The sequence below is a fragment of the Clostridium sp. HBUAS56017 genome, from assembly GCF_007115085.1.
GTDB lineage: Bacteria > Bacillota > Clostridia > Clostridiales > Clostridiaceae > Clostridium > Clostridium cibarium.
This window is the reverse complement of sequence record NZ_SULK01000021.1, coordinates 15,546-32,966: the sequence shown is the minus strand read 5'-3', so window position 1 is coordinate 32,966 and position 17,421 is coordinate 15,546. Positions and strand designations below refer to the sequence as shown.

Genomic DNA, 17,421 nt, shown 5'->3' with positions numbered 1-17,421 from the left:
AAATAGAGGAAATTTGGGATATAATTAATTCATATAAGAGTGGATTTGATTCCGAAATAGATTATATGAATAATCTATTTAATAGCAAGGTAGTTCCTTATGAAGAGATGGACAATAATTATGCCAGCAGAGCCCATGAAACATATACGAGGTATGTAACTACATGGGAAAGAATAGTTGATGGAATTATAGATTTTTCTCAAATGGTAGGAAACTTTGTAGACGGAGTGATTAAGTCAGTAGAAGATTTAATTAAAGGACTAGTTGGACTAGTTAAAGGCGTTTTTGTATATGCCGTAGGAGCCGTAGCTGTTGTAATATCTAAGGTAACAGGGGACACTCCAGACTGGCTTAAGGGAGCGGAAGAAGACTTTTATAAGGATAACGAAATGATAAAAGCTGTCCTTGATGATCCTTCCACTATAGTTGAAGGAATAGCACAACAAGTATCTGATGCAAAGGATGAAAAGGGATTAGCTTATTGTACTGGTTATACGGCTGGACTTATAGCACAGATGGTACTACTTAAGAAGGTTAAGGGTGGTACTGGTGCTGAAAGTGTAAGTAATCCTGAAATAAGCAGACTTGACTACTTAAGAAATAAATATGGTACGTTAACTTCTGATCAAATTAATAATAGAATTAATTTGCGTGGTGCTGTTAACGATGAGGTGGAAAGATTATATAAATCAGGAATCTCTAAGAGAGAATTAGGTCCAGCAGTTGCTGGAGTTCTAGACACTAGTACAGGAAAATATTATTTTGGAATAAATAATATTAAAGGAAAAGTTCCAGGAGAACTTCATCCTTTAATTAAAGAAAGATTAGATAATATGCCTAAAAATATATTAGATAGTTATTCTAATAAGACATTAGGATCAGGTTCACATGCAGAAGTATATGCATTAAATGAAGCATTATTAGCTAATCCTAATGCTAAATTAAATGATTTTATGATATATGTAGTAAGGTCTGGAAAAAAACTAAAACCCAAAGGGTTACCTATGCCGAGGTGCCCACATTGCGAATTTATAACAGATGGAGCAAATTATTTTCCGGAGGTATTAAAGTATGAAAATTGAAATATTAACAAAAGAATATGTTTTAAATAATGGAGTTGATTTTGAAGATTTATGGGATGAATATTGTAGTGATAGAATTTTAGATAATCCAGAAGAAGAAGGTGGAGAGCCATTTACAGGGTTAACCTATGAAACTTATCCAAATGGAAACTTAAGATATTATTGTTATTATAAAAATGGTTTTTCACATGGTGATTTTATCGAATTTTATAATGATGGAAAAATAAAAAGTATGCAGTATATGCAAAGAGGAAGAATTTATGGAATTGAGAAAGTTTGGTATAGAAATGGTATTCTAGAATTAGAAGGTAATCATGAGTATGGAGTGTGTTTAACTTTCAAGAAATGGAATGAAGAAGGAGTATTAATAGATGAGAAATTAGAACCAACTGAAGATGACATAAGGCTTAGAAATAGTCAAGAAGAATGGTATAAAAAAGCTATAGGAAGAGAGTAGTATGGAAATAAAAGAAGTTCATAATTTCAATATTTATGAGAAGTCAGAGTTCGTTGAGATACAAAATGAGTTAAAGAAAAAAATAATGTTAAGAAATACATTTAACAAAAATAATATTAAATTAGTTGCAGGTGTTGATTTGGCTTATTGGGAAAATGAAAATGAGCAATACGGTACATGTTGTATAGTTGTTATTGATTATAATACTAAAGAGATAGTTGAAAAAGTTAATAGCGTAGGAGAGATAAAGGTTCCGTATATACCAGGATTTTTAGCATTTAGAGAGTTGCCCTTAGTTATTGAAGCTTCAAAAAAGTTAGTACTAGAACCAGATATATTTATCTTAGATGGTAATGGATATTTACATTTTAATCATATGGGAATAGCTACTCACGCATCATTTTTCTTAAATAAACCAACTATAGGAGTTGCAAAAAGTTATTATAAAATTGATAATGTAGATTTTGTTATGCCTGAAAATATAGAAGGTGCATATACAGATATAGTAATACATAATGATATTTATGGGCGTGTATTAAGAACACATAAAAATGTAAAACCTATTTTTATATCAGTAGGTAATCATATAGATTTAGGAACTTCAACACAAATTGTAAGTAAATTAGTAGATAAAGAAAGCCATATTCCTATGCCTACCAGATTAGCAGATATAGAAACACATAAAATGAGAGAATTATATAAACATAAAATAAGTAATAATGTAGTGAGAAGATGAAATGAATTAGCCGAAATTTAAGTAGGTTGATTCATTATTTTTTAGTAGCTGAATCAATGTGTTATATGTAACTAAGTTATTAAGTAAGTAACTATAATGGTTTTTGATTTGATTTACATAGATGAACAGATATAGTAATATATAGATACGACATAGATAGAATGGATGTCTGACTATAAAAAAATATATGATTGGTTAGATGGGGGAAAAGTGTGAAAAAAAGAAAAGTAATTGTCATTTTAGTGAGTTTAATAGCTATAAGTTCAATAGCTACAGCAGCAGTACTAAAATATAATAAATCAAATAATAAATTAGAGAATACTATAGAAGAAATTAGTGATAAGTTGCAAATTAACAAAACAGAGATTCCAGATGAAAGTTCAAAGGTTGATAAAAATGAAAATGGAATAGCTGATCCCATAGATATAGTTAACTCTGCTAGGAAAGAAGTGGAGCAGAAAACTACATATAAGGATGCTTATTATGTGGGAGGATATCCACCAGATGGTGAAGGCGTTTGTACTGATGTAATATGGAGAGGTTTTAAAGGTATGAATGTAATGATTAAAGATCTCGTAGATAAAGATATTAGAAAAAATATGTCTGAATATAAAGCTGTAAACGGAAAACCAGATTCTAATATTGATTTTAGACGAGTTTTGAATTTAGACACGTTCTTTAAAAAGAATGGTATTCAGCTAACTACAGAATTTAAGGAAGATGACATTAACAACTTAAAAGAGTGGCAGCCAGGAGATATAATTGTTTTTACTGAAGGATATCAGCATATTGGCATTATTTCAGATAAAAGAGATAATGATGGGATTCCTTATGTTATTCATAATTGGCATCCATGTGCAGCAGAGGCTAAGTTGAGCTGGTTTCAAACTCCAATTCATGGTCATTACAGATGGAAATATTAAATTCATGGATAACATTTTAGAAAAGCCGCCCATTAGGACGGCTTTAATCATAAACTAAAAAGTTTTTTTATTTCTTCATATTTTTCGTGAGTCAATAGAGCATCTTTTTCTGTATTATTGAGTTTAACCACATAGGTCCATCTTCCATAAGGATAGATTTTTTTGATTAAGGACAAATTTATAATATATGACTTATGGCTTCTAAAGAATAGGGTATTATCAAGCTTTTTTTCTATATCTGATAAGGAAATAGAGGTAGCATAGTTCTCAGTTTTAGTATATATAACAGTAGTACTTTCTTCTCTTTGAACTAGAACTATTTCCTTTGTATCAAGAAAACTTATACCTTCCTTATTTTTTATCATAAGCTTATCTAGGCCTTTTTCAAGTTTTATTATCTTGTCTATGCCATTTTCGTAACTGGGTTTATTTAGCTTTTTTATCCTATCTAAGGTTTGTAGCAGTCTCTCCACTTTAAATGGTTTTACTAAATAGTCGAAGGCATATAATTGAAATGCATCAGACATATATTCTTCATGAGCAGTTGCAAAGATTATTATAGTATCTGGATTTATATCTGTTAATATCTTAGCACAATCAATGCCACTACATCCTGACATTTCAATATCAAAGAACACAACTTCAGGATGACATTCTTTAAATATTTCTATAGCTTCTTCACCATTATCTGTTTCTCCAACAACTTTAAAACCACCAGATTTGCCTAGCACTTTTTTTATTACGGTTCTAATTCCTTGTTCATCATCAACTATAAGCACTTTTAAATTCATATAAAAATTCTCCTAATTCTTAAAATCTTCTTTTCCTTCTGGTTTTACTTCGTGGTTTTCCAACTATTTCTGAAAGTATAATAGCTTGCTGAAGCCTAACTGGCGTTATTTCATTAGCAATAGAATCTATGATTCCTTCATTCTCTGAAAGGGGAGCTACCTTCTTCTCAAAAGATATATTGTCATTTATAGGTGGAACTTCAGGAGTAGATATAATGCTACTATCAGTTTTTACATCAATTTTATTTTGGTTTGATACAGGACTTTTTGAAAATCCAATAGAATAATTTCCTAAATTATCTTTTCTTAGGGCAAGTCTATCAAGAGTATTCTGGGCAGACTTAAATATATTATAGCTATTATTCCTCATATTATTCACTCTCCTAGGAGATTATTTTTTATTTTTTTTATCGTCAGTAGTTAGAGGTTGATTTTTGTTACCTGCATTAGAAATTGAGCTTCTCATGCTTGTATCTGCAATAACGTTTTGCATATCATAGTAATCCATTATTCCAAGTTTTCCTTCTTTAAGAGCATATGCCATTGCCTTTGGCACTTCGGCTTCAGCTTCTACAACTGCAGCCTTCATTTCATGCTCCTTAGCTATAGCCATAGCTCTTCTTTCCTCTGCTTTAGCTTGTGCAATATTCTTATCAGCTTCTGCTTGTAAAGTTTGTAGTTGTGCTCCTATATTTCTTCCTACATCAACGTCAGCTATATCTATGGATAGAATTTCAAAGGCTGTACCTGCATCTAGACCTTTGCTTAATACAGTTTTAGAAATAGCATCAGGATTTTCTAATACTATTTTATGACTTAGAGAAGAACCAACTGTAGTTACTATACCTTCACCAACTCTTGCAAGAATAGTTGCTTCACCTGCACCACCAACTAATCTTTCAAGATTAGCTCTAACTGTAACCCTTGCCTTAACTAGAAGTTCTATACCATCCTTTGCAACAGCTGAAACGTTAGGTGTTTCAATAACTTTAGGATTAACACTCATTTTAACTGCTTCTAAAACATCTCTACCAGCTAAGTCAATAGCAGCTGCTTTTTCAAATTGTAAGTCTATATTTGCTCTATGAGCTCCAATTAATGCATTTACTACATTATCTACATTACCACCAGCTAAATAGTGAGCTTCCAATTGATTAACAGTAAGATCCATGCCAGCTTTTGTAGATTTAATAAGTGGAAGTACTATTTTAGCAGGTATAACTCTTCTTAATTTCATTCCTATTAAATTGAATATACTAACTTTAACATTTGCAGCTAGAGATGATATCCAAAGTCCTATAGGGACAAAATTGAAAAATGTAATAATTAAACCTATTACTATAAATGTTGTAATAATAATTTTCCAAGCGAATAAATCCATAAATAATATCTCCTTTAAATTAATTTATTTTTTTTACTAATAATTTCACTCCGCTAACTTTAAATATTTCAACCTTAGTACCGGAAGAAATATATTCTCCATCTGAAATTACATCAAATTTAACACCATCTATATCTACAGAACCTGATGGTCTTAAATCTGTAATTGCAATTCCTTTTTTCCCTAGTAAATAATTTAAGTCTGAAGAACTTATATATCCATGTTCTTTTTTTTGCTCCTCTGACAGTATTAAGGGTTTAAATAACTTACCCTTTGAGAAGAAGGTTAGTGTTATGACTAGCATAGTTCCAAGTACAGTTGCTATACCTAAGGCCATCACTAAACCCTGAGCAAAATTTTGAGCTGTTAGTACCACCGCCAGAATTAAGCATATAGCTCCAAGAATTCCTGGAACTCCGAAACCTGGTATATGAATTTCTAAAAGTACCAAGGCAAATCCTATGAGTAAGAGAATAATAGTTAGAACTGATAGGTCTGGTAAAAATGTGCTCATATTTTTCAATCCCTCCTTACTATAGAATTATAATAATCCTAAAAACAAAATTAGTAATACAAAACTTCTAAGTTATACATTTTTATAATTTAAATGTCCTTTTTAGGGTTTTTGGGTATAATCACTTCAAAGGATGTTCTTTTATCATCTGATGAAACTGTTACTTTACCAGAAAAGTCTTCAACTATTTCCTTTACTATAGCAAGTCCCATACCGTCACCTTTGCTTCCTTTTGTAGTAAATCCCTCATGAAAGATTTTACCCATAATTTCTTTAGGGATACTATCTCCATTATTTGATATATTGATTTTAATATTTTGTAAATCTTCAGCAAACTCGACAAGTATATATTTATTCTCTGGCTTTGTACTTAAAGAATAAATAGCGTTATCTATGATATTCCCTATAACTCTGCAAAACTCCCATGGTTCCATAGTTAGATTATCTAAATCACTCTTTATTTCTAACTCCATCTCTATATTCTTTTTTTCAGCCATCTGTGATTTTGCTTGAAGCATAGCATTTACAGCTGGTTTTGAAGTTTTTAAAGCTTTGCTAACTTTTACTATATCTCTGTAAACAGGCTCCATATATTTTCTTGCCTCATCAAATTCTTCTAGTTCCATTAAGGAATAAATAACTTGAATATGATTTAAGTAATCATGTCTTTGAGTCCTTAAGGTTTTATTAAAGGACTCAAGATATTTTATAGTATCTACTAAGTTATTACTTCCTTTTTTAAATAGAAGATTATAAAATATTATTCCTGTAACTATGCTGTTAACAGCTATACATATGGCTATAAGGTAAATAATAAAGTCACTTTCATACATATAATGATTTTTGTATATGTAATATATAAAAACTGTTATGAGGGCTACTTGTAATAAGTTTAAGAATATTGATATTAATACTATTTTAGCTATACTATATTCTTGTTTTTTAATTTTCATCCATTTACCACCTTGTATTAAATATATAAGTATATTTTACTATATTATCCTTGTGTTGGCTTTAAGTATATTTTAATAATTACCATAAGGAGGATATAATTAAAGTATGTGGAATTACTATTTTATGAAAAACTTTAAGTTTAAATTGAATGAAGTGGGGGTATATGGATTTGAATGAAGAGTTGGCTTCTTATAAGATGAGTGCTATGGAAGAGGAAAAATGGAATAGTTTTAAAAAAGAAATAATTGATGATTGTAAAAAAATAAATATACCTGATAAGTTGTTTAATTATGTAGATGATAATCTTGAAAGTAAATATTATCAGCATTCCTGTGGCTATAGTGAAAAGAAAGGTTATTTTAAAATAGATTTTGGAGATAGAGGTAGCTTTGTAGTTGATATCTTAGAAAAAGATTATGAAGAAGCAAGATTTGCCTTCTTAGAGAGGATTTTATGGAGTGTATCTGTTGAGTATGAGTGTATAAATAGAAAGAAGTTTGAAAAGAAATGGAATTACAAAGTAGACTATGATGGGAGAAAACACTTTTTTGAGTATACTATAAGATCTTTAAATGTAATTTTCCCTTATAAGAAATTAGAAGAATATATAAGTAGCTTTTGTGAACATATGAATAGGTGGTTTTATATAAAGCATTGGGATTTCAATAAAGAAAATATGGAATTTGAGGAGATAAGCGATTCAGAGGAACATAGTTTTAAAGGGTTGATAAGAGCTACTCTAAATAATAAAAAACAAATTACTGAGCTTGATTTTGGCAATAAGGGCAAAAATTCAAAGATAATTATAGATGGTTTAGTTGATAAAATACTTGAATTTGATAGATGCTTTGCAATTAAGGTAAAGTTTGAAGAAAATAATGATAAGCATATAAACAAAGATACAAAAATGGATAATATCTTGATTTATAATTATGATGGTGAATTTTTGTGGGATGTGCAAAGTCTAACAAAGTGCCAAGACTCTTTTGCACAAAATATTATGGTTAAAGATAATAATGGATATTTGAGAGTAAATACTTCTATGGGTAAAAACTTCTGTATTGATGTTAATAGTAAAGCTGTGTTAGAAGGCACCATGACAAAATAAGAGCATAAGAATGGATTGAGTAAATTAAGCATATGCTGTTTAGGATACTAACAATAAGTATTAACGAAATCTAGATAAACAGTTCATAATATAGCTAGAAATTTCTGAAGGTGTTTCAATGCAGCCATTGTCAACCCAACGTTTTAACACCATAGTGATTCCAGCTTGAAAAAAGACAAAGTAATACATCATTTCATCCTCTGATGTAATTCCATGTTTAAGACTAATTGGTTTAATGACTATATTCCAAAGAGCTTCAAACCCTTGACTGATTGGGAAACTTTTACGCTTTTGCAGACAAGCTTTATAAAAAATTTGATTTTTACTGATAAAATCTAAGAATGGAATAAAAAATTCATCTGATATAAAAAATATTTCATCTATTTCTCTACCTTTGTATTGAGCTACAATTTTGTTGTTCATGGCGATTTCAAGCCTATCTAGCAAGTCATATACATCTTGATAATGTGCATAAAAGGTGGAACGGTTAATTTTAGCTTTTTCACAAATGGCACGCACAGTAATCTGATTAACATCATAAGTGTTTAATAAAGATATAAAACTTTCCTGTATTTTCTTTTCATTTTCTTGAAACCTTTTATTAGCCATTGTATTCATAAGTATCCCTCTTTATTATTATTCCAACACTTATTAAAAAAATGATGGTTGTATCTCTAAATTTCACATATTATACTATATTTAAATTAAACAGACAAGTGTTGAGTTAAAGGAGAAATTAATAATGAGAGCAGCTATATACAACGGTCAAAAAAGTATTGGTTTAATAGATATGGATACACCAAAAGCTGGTGATAATGATATTGTTATAAAAAACATATACTCTAGCATTTGTGGTACAGATGTAGCAGTTTATTTTCATGGCCCTGGCACAGGTCATAAAATTACTGTTGGAGGGGAGTTCGGGCATGAGATGGTATCAGAAGTCGTAGATGTAGGGAAAAATGTAAAAGATATTAAGGTTTTAGATAGAGTATATCCATATCCACGTTTAGCAAAAGGAGATACCAAAAGAGCAGGGACAATAGGTGGTTTTTCAGAATATATATTGATTCCTAACGCGGAACTTAATAAGCAGGTTTATATGGTTAGTAGTAGAATTTCTTCAAGAGAAGCATCCTTAATTGAACCTTTTACAGTAGGCTGCCGTGCAGCACGTAGAGCACTTCCTAAGAAAGGTGAAAATGCCATTGTATTTGGAGCAGGAACAATAGGGATTGCAGTTGCTATTGCGTTAAAATATTTTGGCTGTGACAAGGTAATGATATGCGATTTTTCTGATTTTAGATTAAAAAAGGCTAAAGAATTAGGTTTTGAAGTTTGTAATAATAGCAAGGAAAATCTTAAAGTTAAAGCTATAGAATGTTTTGGAGAAGCACTATCTTTAAGTGGGGAAACAGCTAATGTAGATATTTACGTTGATGCAGCTGGGGCAGCTTCTATTTTAGATTTATTTCAGGAAATGGGGAAAATCGAATGTAGAATGGTGCTTGTTGGAGTTTTGGCAGGTAAGAGGCCAGTAGATATTCTATCCATGACATTTGCGCAACATGCACTTATTGGAAGTGGTGGATATATGCCAGAAGACGTAAAAGATGTTATGGCCATTATGGAGAGTAAAAGATGGGATATTGAGTCTATTATAACCCATGAATTTCCATGGGAAGAGCTTAAGCTGGCAATAGAAACCGCTGGTGATGTAGAAAACTCACTAAATGTAATTATAAAATATTAGAAAATTGGATTTGAATTTTATTCATAATATCAATAAGAGCATTCCAGGAAATTAAAATATCATTAAGTTTATTTATTACAATTGCCCAATCTTGGGTCGTGGTAGAATATATTGACCTTAATGTTTCTATAGTGCTTTTAAAGTAATCAAAAGCAAATGACCACAGATTAATTATTATTTTAAAATTGTCTTTTATGGGATTGATTTCACTATTGAAACTTTCAAGAGTTATTTTTATTGATTCTAGTGTTTTAAGATCTTCAATACGTTTACTATTTTCAGTAGAAGACAATTCTTTTTCAATAGCTGTATTTGTTTGAGAAAAATGTTTGTCTAAATTCTTAATTTTACCTTTTTCTATTTTTATTGCATAGTTAATAGAATCATCATCATACATTATTTCAGATATGCTGCAATCAAATTCCCGAGTATTTGCATTCAATTTTTCAAAAAGCTTTAAAGAAAGGCGGGCATATATACAAAAAGAATTGTATAATAATTCACGATTCCTCATAAGCAGTTTTATATAGTAACCATCAGTTGGATCGTTAGTAATAAGAGTATTACATATTGATATAGAAGAGCGAAGTAGTGGGGGGATGGTAGTGTTATCGTTAATTAAGATTTTCTCTATTTCTATAGTCCTTTTTAAAACACTCATTAACCAATCAATAAATTCATTGCTCATATCAGCCCAATATATCTTTATGTTTTCGTACTGGCATATTCCTCCTGTCCATATATCAAAGTAGTTTAATTTTGGCCATTTAAAGTTCTTTATTTGGGTTGAGTAATTAATAAGAATATAAAGTTCATTTTTATATTCATCAATTGAGTCTTCTGGAAATCTTTCAAGTGATGTTTCATTATTCACTATTTTCACCTCCATTATAATAGTCTAGATTATTATAAATATGTTTAGTAAATAAGATACCTAATTCAAGCAGAAGATTTTGCTTGAATTAGGCGTTAAAACCTTTTGAAAAATGAAAATTTATTACTTTAATTAATAATTCTTATGAAATTAAGTAGGTTATTATATCTACTTTATTTGCTGAAGAATCATTAATAGCCTTCATTACTTCATCTTGGCTCATTCCAAGTGATAAATTAGTTTTGTATACATCAAATTGTACTTGGATTTTTCCAACAGTATCAATAAGAGTATTCCAATGAGTTAAGATATCATTAAGTTCATTTTTTACATTTGTCCAATCTTCAGATGTGGCATCTTCTATTGTGTTTAATGTTTCTAGAGTGCTTTTAAAGTAATCACAAGCAGATGACCATGGTTTAGTTATAACACTAAGAGTGTTTTTAAGAGAATCTACTTGACCTGCAAATCCTTTAAGCTTATCACTCATTTGTGTTAGTAATGTTATATCTCCTTCTATGGAATTAATCTGAGTGTTAAGTGCGTCAATTAATTTTTTGTCTTGAGAGATAGTCATTGAATTTAAAGCAATACATACTACACCGCCGGCTGTAATCACTAAGCCTGGAATTAATAATCCTAATGATACACCTCCGGTTGCTGGGGCTAAGATAATTCCTACAATGCAAATACCCAAACCAGCTACAGTAACTAAAGAACCTCCAGCAATAGCTACAGCTGCTGACTTAATGTCTGAATTTAGTTTAGAGATTTGATTATTCAATTCTGTAATTCTTTTATTGTCGTTTCCAACTGCATCTAGAGCTTGATTTGATAGGACAATCATTTTACCTGCATCATTGTCAAAAACGGTGGCTTCATCGTTTAAACTTTTAATAAGGCCTTCAGTCATATCTGAATACATATCGAAAGAATCTATAAGCAAATTAATCTTACGTTTAAGACTTCTTGTATAGAGTTGATCATTTGGATCTGAAATAAGATCATCACATAAGGAAATACATGCGTTAAGAGCTGGTAAAATAATAGTATTATTGTCACCTGTTAATGCTTCAGGTATCTTTATAATATTTTTTAAGGTACTAATTGACCATCCTTCGAGAGTACCACCTATATCAGCCCAAGTTGTCTGGGCAGCTTGATAAGCTGCTGCTCCTCCTGGCCATGCATTAATGTCATGTGGCAGTGGGAATATATACCCTTTAATTTGAGTGGCGTAATTAACTAGAGTAGTAAATTCTTGTTTGTAATTTTCAATAGAATCCTGTGCTAATTTAACGTCATTTGTAAAAGCTTTTAAATGTACTAATCTTCCCATAATCTTACCTCCTTATATTAAGTTAACATAAGTATATAGGAAAAAAATGGAAAATACAATGATTATTTTGAAAATTCAGAAAATAATTAATTTAGGTAAGTCAGAGAATATTTGAAAGCACTGAGAATGGTGCTTTTTACAAGCAATCATTTTTTAGTGTTAGAAAGAAAAGAATATAAGGGGATGAAAAAAGGAGTATCATTTGAAGAAATAATTTCTTTGACATCTATGAAATATAAGAGTTTGGAAAAGGTGGCTAAGTAGTTTGGTAGATAAAAAAGTGATTTCTAGAAAGAATAATAGATATAAGATGAATTTTTGAAAATATTGAAGAGTACATTATGTGATAATTTAGATAAATTGTCTATAAAATATGTGTATATTCATTAAATTATCTATAAGATGTATGTATATTCATTAAATTATAATATTTTGTCCTAAGCACTATAAATTTAGAAAGAAAAAAGACAGTATTATACAAAAATTGTGATATAATTATAACGATTAAATATTAAAGGAGGAACAACTTATGGATCATAAGTTATCTAAAGATGCATATGGCGGTGTGACTGGTAAAAATTACGTTCCCTACGTTTCAAGTGGTTCTAAATCTGGTGGGAACGCTGTAGTATTAATAATCGGAATTATTTTAGCTGTATTATTTGCAGCATCAACTGCCTATTCAGGTATGAAATCAGGACTTACAGTTGCTGCAGGTATACCAGGATCTATTATTGGATCTGGATTTATAGCTGCATTTGCTAAGAAAAAAGGCATTCTTGGGAAAAATTTAGTTCAAGGTATGGCAAGTGGAGGAGAATCTGTTGCTAGTGGTGTGATATTCGTATTACCGGCAATTCTATTAATAGGTTCTAAAGTCACTTTCTTAGAAGGTTTTCTTGTTGGTACAGGTGGAGTTTTATTTGGTATTGGAATAGCTTCTCTTGTTTACAATTACTTAATCGTTGAAGAACATGGTAAGCTTATGTACCCAGAGTCTTTAGCTATATCTGAAACACTTGTTGCTTCAGAAGGTGCAGGAGAATCAATGAAGTACATGGGAATAGGTTTTGGAATTGGTGGTGTTATAACTGCTATAACTGGCTCGTTTTTGAATTTAGTTAACAATGTTATAAGCTATGTAAATGAAAGTTTCTATAAATGGAAATTTGAAGTTGAAGTTAATCCACTATTATTAGGAATTGGTTTCATAGTTGGTCTAGATGTTTCATTAACTATGTTTGCTGGTTCTATATTATCTAACTTTGCAATTATACCTTTAATAGGGTATTTTTCAGAGTTTGGAAAAGAAGGCTCAGCAGTATGGAATAACCCTGATGTTGCTATAAATGCTATGCAGGTTAAAGATATTGCTGGTAGCTACGTAAAATACATAGGAGCTGGAATGATGCTTTCAGGTGGGGTAATAGGTGCTATAAAGCTTATACCTACTATAATATCTTCAATAAAAGAAACTCTTAGTGCTAAGACTTCAAATAGTGGTAAGGGTTCATCTGTTGAAAACATAATATTACTTGGTGGTATAGTAATAGGATTTATAGGTGGTTTCATATCATCTAATGGTAATATATTAATGGCAATAGTTGTTTCTATTTTATCATTTTTCTTATCATTATTATTTGTTATAGTTTCTGGACGTCTAACTGGTACTATAGGAACTTCAAACCTTCCTGTATCAGGTATGACTATAGCTTCTATAGTTGTTGTAACGCTATTATTCGTTGTAATGGGATGGCAAAATCCTGAAAGCAACAAATCATTACTTTTATTTGGTACGTTTATAGTTACTGCCATAGCTATAGCTGGTGGTTACTCACAATCACAAAAGGTTACCTTCATAATTGGTGGTGACAAAAAGGAAATGGAAAAATATTATGCTATAGCTGGTGTTGTTGGTGTTGTAGTAGTTGTTGGAACTATATTACTACTTTCAAACCAACTTGTAATTACTGGTGATAATGTTCCATTTGCACTTCCACAAGCTAATTTAATGTCAACATTAACTGCTGGTATAATGTCAGGTAAATTACCTTGGGTTATGGTTATTGCTGGATGTATTATAGGAGTTGTTTTATTCTTATTAGGTCTTCCTATAATGACAGTTGCTATAGGATTCTATTTACCAATAGCTACATCTTCTATAATATTAGTAGGTGCGTTAGTTAGAGTGGTTATAGAAAAAACTTGTAAATCTGAAAAAGAAAAAGAAGCTAAAGTTTCTAATGGTATAAGTTTATCTTCTGGACTTGTTGCTGGTGGTTCTATAATAGGACTTGTAGGTATAATATTCCAAGTAACAGGTGTTATTAAAGGAGCTGGACCAAGTGGATTTGCAGCAACTAATGGAATGGCAGCTGTAATATTGGTAGTTCTAATAATAGCTACTATAATACCAATATTAAGAAGTAAGGCAAAAAATGCTGGAAAATAATGAAGATGTTTTAAACATAATATATAAAATATCTAATAGTTTAGAGTATGAAGTAGATAAAGAGAATATGGTAACTATACTTATAAAACAAGATTATAAGATCCAGAGGTTCTTTAGAAAACTTAAATTTAAAATTCCAGAGTATAAGAAAATTGATTTAGATGAATATGGAAGCTTTGTGTTTTTGCAGATTGATGGCAATAAAACTGTAAGAGATATTGGCGAAAGTCTAGAAGGAAAGTTCGGTGATAAAGTTCACCCACTTTATGAAAGATTATTATTATTCTTAAATCATATAGACGTTAATTGTCACTACATAGAAAAAGTGAATATTTGATTGAAGAGGCAGTAAATTATAGCTGTCATACATAAAAGTATGCAAAAAGCATTTTCTAAGATTTTAGAAAATGCTTTTTGTTATTTTATTAGTTAAAAATGATTAGAAGTTGTATTGGGTATAGATTTGGTTTACAAAAATAAGGAATATGTCCTAAAAAGTATGAAGAAGTAGAATATTGATACTATTTGATAGAAATAGACTTTACCATACTTTGAATTTTATGGGCATTTGGCATATAATTCAATTATAACATGGGCCATTTTGACAACATGTTACATAGAGTGAAAACATTAGTTAAAGATAAGGTAACATTAACTAAATTATTACAAGAGGTGAAAAACATGGGGAAAATAGTTACACTAGGAGAAATAATGCTTAGGCTTTCGCCATTAGGCTATGATAGGTTTTCTCAATCTAAAGAGTTCAATGCATTTTATGGTGGAAGTGAGGCAAATGTATCAGTTTCACTTGCTAACTTTGGAAAGGAAACAAGTTATGTAACAAAGCTTCCAGAGAATGATATAGCACAATGTGCAATAAACGAATTAAGAAAATATGGAGTTGATACAAAGGACGTAGTAAGAGGCGGAGAAAGAATAGGTATTTATTTCTCTGAATATGGAGAATCTCAAAGACCAACTAAGTTTGTTTTTGACAGAAAAGGTTCTTCGATGGCAGAAGCTAAAAGAGAAGATTTTAATTGGGATAAAATATTTGAAGGAGCAGAATGGTTCCATTTTTCAGGAATAACTCCAGCACTTTCAGATGAATGTGCAAAAATTACATTTGATGCTGTAAAAGCAGCTAAGAAAAAAGGATTAACAATAAGTATAGATTTAAATTATAGAGAGACTTTATGGAATAAAGATAGATTTAGTAAAGTTATTAGAGAACTTTTAGAGTATTGTGATATAGCTTTAGGAAGTATTGAAGAAGCACAAATGGCAATGGGTGTACCTGAAGATGAAGGAGAAGATTGCAATGAAATACTTAAAGAATTTGTGGAAAAGTTCAAGCTTAAATATGCTACAATAATATTAAGAAACAGATTTACAGCAGAGGATGTAGATTGGACAGCCGTTCTTTATGATGGAAAGACTTTCTATAACTCTAAGAAGTATGATATACATGTTATAGATAATATAGGTGGAGGAGATGCCTTTGCAGCATCACTTATATATGCAATAACATCAGGGTATTCAACTCAAGATATTATAGAATTTGCAACAGCTGGTTCATGTTTAAAATACAGCATGATGGGAGACGCTAATCTTTCAACAGTAGCTGAAGTTGAAAATCTTATGTACGGTGATAGTACAGGAAAAGAAAAAAGATAATATATAAATAAGCATAAAAAAGTGAATTCAAATTAATGAATTCACTTTTTACATAGTATTAATTATAAAAAGCATTATCTAATTATCTTGAAATCCATTCTATAACTGCTTGATGTGTGGAAGCACATGAATCTGCATCTGTTCTAGTTACAAATAATATATCTCCTTTATTTGCTACAGCTTTAAGTTCTTCTAATATTTCCTGAGCTGATAAAGTACTTTTAACAAGGTATCCTTCAGGCATAAAGTTAGCCCAAGCTCCTACAGATTTTATCTTTGCAATTATATTATTTTCACTAGATTCAATATGTTCATGATCATGCTCGTGATCATGATCGTGACCACATCCACAAGTGTCACTGACAAAATATGTAATCATATATACTGACATAAAATTATCTCCTTTCAAAACAAAACTACAATTATAGCTTGTTTACATATATTTAAATTATACATTAATATTTGAAGATGTAAATGATAGTTTTTATCAGATTCCTAAAATATAGCACTAAAAAATTATTATTTGCTCAACTATTTTTTTACCTGCACAGAAATTTTTGATAAATATTTATTTGGACTTTTAGTAATAATCTCATCTGATATATTTTCTACATAAACGTCTCCGCATACAGAAAGATTGTTTTTAATTATATAATCATCTATCCTTTGAAAAATCTTGAAGTCATCAGCTAAGTAGCTATTATCATATGCTATAACATAAAGTCCACAAGGTTTTATGGTTTTTTCTATATAATCCATGTCAGAAGGTAATTTGTAAAAATAATTGTAGGAAAAAGGAGTGTCAGAAAAGGCATCATTATATTTAGAATATACACCTACGGGATATCCATATAGAATTTTTTTACTATAACAATAATCAAGAAAGTTAGCAAAGTCTTCCTCAAGATCATCATCAGAATTAGAAAAAATATGATCAGGGCCTAAAAATAAAACTTCTTCTTTGCAGTTTTCTAAAAATATATCATTACAATTAATATTAGATATCATATTAACGTTTTTAGTTCTCTGTTCTATAATATAATTCATTTGATTTAACCTATTAAGTTCTTCAAGTATTTTCTTCTTTTGATTACCAATTAATTCAAGAAGATTATTTTCAGATATATTATCTAAATAAGTTTTTATGTCTTTTAGCGGAACATCTAAGTCTTTCAAGGATAGAATTATACTTACCTCATCTAATTGATTATATGAATAATATCTATAACCATTTTCCTTAACCAATGCAGGCTTTAAGATACCTATGTCATTGTAATATATTAAGTTTTTTCTACTTATTCCAGACAATTTAGAAAAAGCACCTATAGATATATACTTTTTCAAATTTATAAAATTACTCATAATCATCAACCTCTATAA

Annotated in this window: 20 protein-coding genes; 10 read left to right on the top strand and 10 right to left on the bottom strand. The window is 30.1% G+C overall.

All coding sequences use genetic code 11. The features are described from left to right. The 4 genes from FAY47_RS20665 to FAY47_RS15805 all read left to right on the top strand — a co-directional run. The coding region (locus FAY47_RS20665; RefSeq protein WP_207706255.1) for a YwqJ-related putative deaminase at positions 1-1,082 on the top strand (1,082 nt) is incomplete at its 5' end. Further along, positions 1,072-1,539: a hypothetical protein gene (locus tag FAY47_RS15815; RefSeq protein WP_143317869.1), complete on the top strand. Its 468-nt coding sequence runs from the start codon at positions 1,072-1,074 to the stop codon at positions 1,537-1,539. The genes FAY47_RS20665 and FAY47_RS15815, both read left to right, overlap by 11 nt. A 1-nt stretch (position 1,540) precedes the next feature. Next, a complete protein-coding gene (locus FAY47_RS15810; RefSeq protein WP_143317868.1) occupies positions 1,541-2,275 on the top strand; it encodes an endonuclease V in 735 nt (244 codons plus the stop codon). 212 nt (positions 2,276-2,487) lie between these two features. Beyond that, on the top strand, positions 2,488-3,198 hold the full coding sequence (locus FAY47_RS15805; RefSeq protein ID WP_143317867.1) for a DUF1287 domain-containing protein: 711 nt from the start codon (positions 2,488-2,490) through the stop codon (positions 3,196-3,198). 47 nt (positions 3,199-3,245) lie between these two features. Here the strand turns inward: FAY47_RS15805 and FAY47_RS15800 are convergent, their stop codons facing one another. The 5 genes from FAY47_RS15800 to FAY47_RS15780 form a co-directional block, all read right to left on the bottom strand. Next, entirely contained in the window at positions 3,246-3,989 is a 744-nt protein-coding gene (locus FAY47_RS15800; RefSeq protein ID WP_143317866.1) for a LytTR family DNA-binding domain-containing protein, read from the bottom strand. Between the two features lie 19 nt (positions 3,990-4,008). Then, a complete protein-coding gene (locus tag FAY47_RS15795) occupies positions 4,009-4,359 on the bottom strand; it encodes a hypothetical protein (RefSeq protein ID WP_143317865.1) in 351 nt (116 codons plus the stop codon). 21 nt (positions 4,360-4,380) lie between these two features. Continuing rightward, positions 4,381-5,370: a flotillin-like protein FloA gene (gene floA / locus FAY47_RS15790; protein WP_185966858.1), complete on the bottom strand. Its 990-nt coding sequence runs from the start codon at positions 5,368-5,370 to the stop codon at positions 4,381-4,383. 19 nt (positions 5,371-5,389) lie between these two features. After that, on the bottom strand, positions 5,390-5,884 hold the full coding sequence (locus FAY47_RS15785) for an NfeD family protein (protein ID WP_143317864.1): 495 nt from the start codon (positions 5,882-5,884) through the stop codon (positions 5,390-5,392). Positions 5,885-5,973: 89 nt separating this feature from the next. Beyond that, positions 5,974-6,837, bottom strand: a complete 864-nt coding sequence (locus tag FAY47_RS15780) for a Spo0B domain-containing protein (RefSeq protein WP_143317863.1) — start codon at positions 6,835-6,837, stop codon at positions 5,974-5,976. Between the two features lie 170 nt (positions 6,838-7,007). Here FAY47_RS15780 and FAY47_RS15775 point away from each other — a divergent pair, with 170 nt between their 5' ends. Further along, on the top strand, positions 7,008-7,946 hold the full coding sequence (locus FAY47_RS15775; protein WP_143317862.1) for a hypothetical protein: 939 nt from the start codon (positions 7,008-7,010) through the stop codon (positions 7,944-7,946). 60 nt (positions 7,947-8,006) lie between these two features. Here the strand turns inward: FAY47_RS15775 and FAY47_RS15770 are convergent, their stop codons facing one another. Further along, positions 8,007-8,564, bottom strand: a complete 558-nt coding sequence (locus FAY47_RS15770; RefSeq protein ID WP_143317861.1) for a TetR-like C-terminal domain-containing protein — start codon at positions 8,562-8,564, stop codon at positions 8,007-8,009. 124 nt (positions 8,565-8,688) lie between these two features. On the opposite strand from FAY47_RS15770, the gene FAY47_RS15765 reads away from it, so the two are divergent. Further along, the gene (locus FAY47_RS15765; protein ID WP_143317860.1) at positions 8,689-9,699 is read left to right on the top strand and encodes a zinc-binding dehydrogenase; all 1,011 of its coding nucleotides are present in this window, start codon (positions 8,689-8,691) and stop codon (positions 9,697-9,699) included. On the opposite strand, the gene FAY47_RS15760 is transcribed toward FAY47_RS15765, so the two are convergent. Then, positions 9,686-10,573, bottom strand: a complete 888-nt coding sequence (locus tag FAY47_RS15760) for a hypothetical protein (RefSeq protein ID WP_143317859.1) — start codon at positions 10,571-10,573, stop codon at positions 9,686-9,688. The two genes, FAY47_RS15765 and FAY47_RS15760, sit on opposite strands and share 14 nt — an antisense overlap. A gap of 142 nt (positions 10,574-10,715) precedes the next feature. Continuing rightward, a complete protein-coding gene (locus FAY47_RS15755; protein ID WP_143317858.1) occupies positions 10,716-11,912 on the bottom strand; it encodes a hypothetical protein in 1,197 nt (398 codons plus the stop codon). A 126-nt stretch (positions 11,913-12,038) separates the two neighbouring features. Here FAY47_RS15755 and FAY47_RS20660 point away from each other — a divergent pair, with 126 nt between their 5' ends. The 4 genes from FAY47_RS20660 (at position 12,039) to FAY47_RS15740 (ending at position 16,041) form a co-directional block, all read left to right on the top strand. Beyond that, positions 12,039-12,176, top strand: coding sequence for a hypothetical protein (locus FAY47_RS20660; protein ID WP_207706254.1), 138 nt, complete (start codon positions 12,039-12,041; stop codon positions 12,174-12,176). A gap of 265 nt (positions 12,177-12,441) precedes the next feature. Next, positions 12,442-14,364 carry an oligopeptide transporter, OPT family gene (locus FAY47_RS15750; RefSeq protein ID WP_143317857.1) on the top strand — a complete coding sequence of 641 codons (1,923 nt, stop codon included), beginning with the start codon at positions 12,442-12,444 and terminating at the stop codon, positions 14,362-14,364. Next, positions 14,351-14,701, top strand: a complete 351-nt coding sequence (locus FAY47_RS15745; protein ID WP_143317856.1) for a PqqD family peptide modification chaperone — start codon at positions 14,351-14,353, stop codon at positions 14,699-14,701. The genes FAY47_RS15750 and FAY47_RS15745 overlap by 14 nt, the downstream gene beginning before the upstream one ends. 344 nt (positions 14,702-15,045) lie before the next feature. Further along, positions 15,046-16,041 (top strand): sugar kinase, encoded by a 996-nt coding sequence (locus FAY47_RS15740; protein ID WP_143317915.1) that lies wholly within the window; start codon positions 15,046-15,048, stop codon positions 16,039-16,041. 82 nt (positions 16,042-16,123) lie between these two features. Here FAY47_RS15740 and FAY47_RS15735 read toward each other — a convergent pair whose 3' ends face one another. Both FAY47_RS15735 and FAY47_RS15730 read right to left on the bottom strand, forming a co-directional pair. Continuing rightward, entirely contained in the window at positions 16,124-16,432 is a 309-nt protein-coding gene (locus FAY47_RS15735) for a hypothetical protein (RefSeq protein ID WP_143317855.1), read from the bottom strand. A gap of 140 nt (positions 16,433-16,572) precedes the next feature. Further along, positions 16,573-17,403: a MerR family transcriptional regulator gene (locus FAY47_RS15730; protein WP_143317854.1), complete on the bottom strand. Its 831-nt coding sequence runs from the start codon at positions 17,401-17,403 to the stop codon at positions 16,573-16,575. Positions 17,404-17,421 lie beyond the last annotated feature (18 nt).

Bases quoted from the DNA above. Each gene is read 5' to 3' on its own strand.
- FAY47_RS15815 (WP_143317869.1), top strand. From the start codon at position 1,072: ATGAAAATTGAAATATTAACAAAAGAATATGTTTTAAATAATGGAGTT.
- FAY47_RS15810 (WP_143317868.1), top strand. From the start codon at position 1,541: ATGGAAATAAAAGAAGTTCATAATTTCAATATTTATGAGAAGTCAGAG.
- FAY47_RS15800 (WP_143317866.1), bottom strand. From the start codon at position 3,989: ATGAATTTAAAAGTGCTTATAGTTGATGATGAACAAGGAATTAGAACC.
- FAY47_RS15795 (WP_143317865.1), bottom strand. From the start codon at position 4,359: ATGAGGAATAATAGCTATAATATATTTAAGTCTGCCCAGAATACTCTT.
- floA (WP_185966858.1), bottom strand. From the start codon at position 5,370: ATGGATTTATTCGCTTGGAAAATTATTATTACAACATTTATAGTAATA.
- FAY47_RS15785 (WP_143317864.1), bottom strand. From the start codon at position 5,884: ATGAGCACATTTTTACCAGACCTATCAGTTCTAACTATTATTCTCTTA.
- FAY47_RS15780 (WP_143317863.1), bottom strand. From the start codon at position 6,837: ATGAAAATTAAAAAACAAGAATATAGTATAGCTAAAATAGTATTAATA.
- FAY47_RS15770 (WP_143317861.1), bottom strand. From the start codon at position 8,564: ATGAATACAATGGCTAATAAAAGGTTTCAAGAAAATGAAAAGAAAATA.
- FAY47_RS15765 (WP_143317860.1), top strand. From the start codon at position 8,689: ATGAGAGCAGCTATATACAACGGTCAAAAAAGTATTGGTTTAATAGAT.
- FAY47_RS15755 (WP_143317858.1), bottom strand. From the start codon at position 11,912: ATGGGAAGATTAGTACATTTAAAAGCTTTTACAAATGACGTTAAATTA.
- FAY47_RS20660 (WP_207706254.1), top strand. From the start codon at position 12,039: ATGGTGCTTTTTACAAGCAATCATTTTTTAGTGTTAGAAAGAAAAGAA.
- FAY47_RS15750 (WP_143317857.1), top strand. From the start codon at position 12,442: ATGGATCATAAGTTATCTAAAGATGCATATGGCGGTGTGACTGGTAAA.
- FAY47_RS15745 (WP_143317856.1), top strand. From the start codon at position 14,351: ATGCTGGAAAATAATGAAGATGTTTTAAACATAATATATAAAATATCT.
- FAY47_RS15740 (WP_143317915.1), top strand. From the start codon at position 15,046: ATGGGGAAAATAGTTACACTAGGAGAAATAATGCTTAGGCTTTCGCCA.
- FAY47_RS15735 (WP_143317855.1), bottom strand. From the start codon at position 16,432: ATGTCAGTATATATGATTACATATTTTGTCAGTGACACTTGTGGATGT.
- FAY47_RS15730 (WP_143317854.1), bottom strand. From the start codon at position 17,403: ATGAGTAATTTTATAAATTTGAAAAAGTATATATCTATAGGTGCTTTT.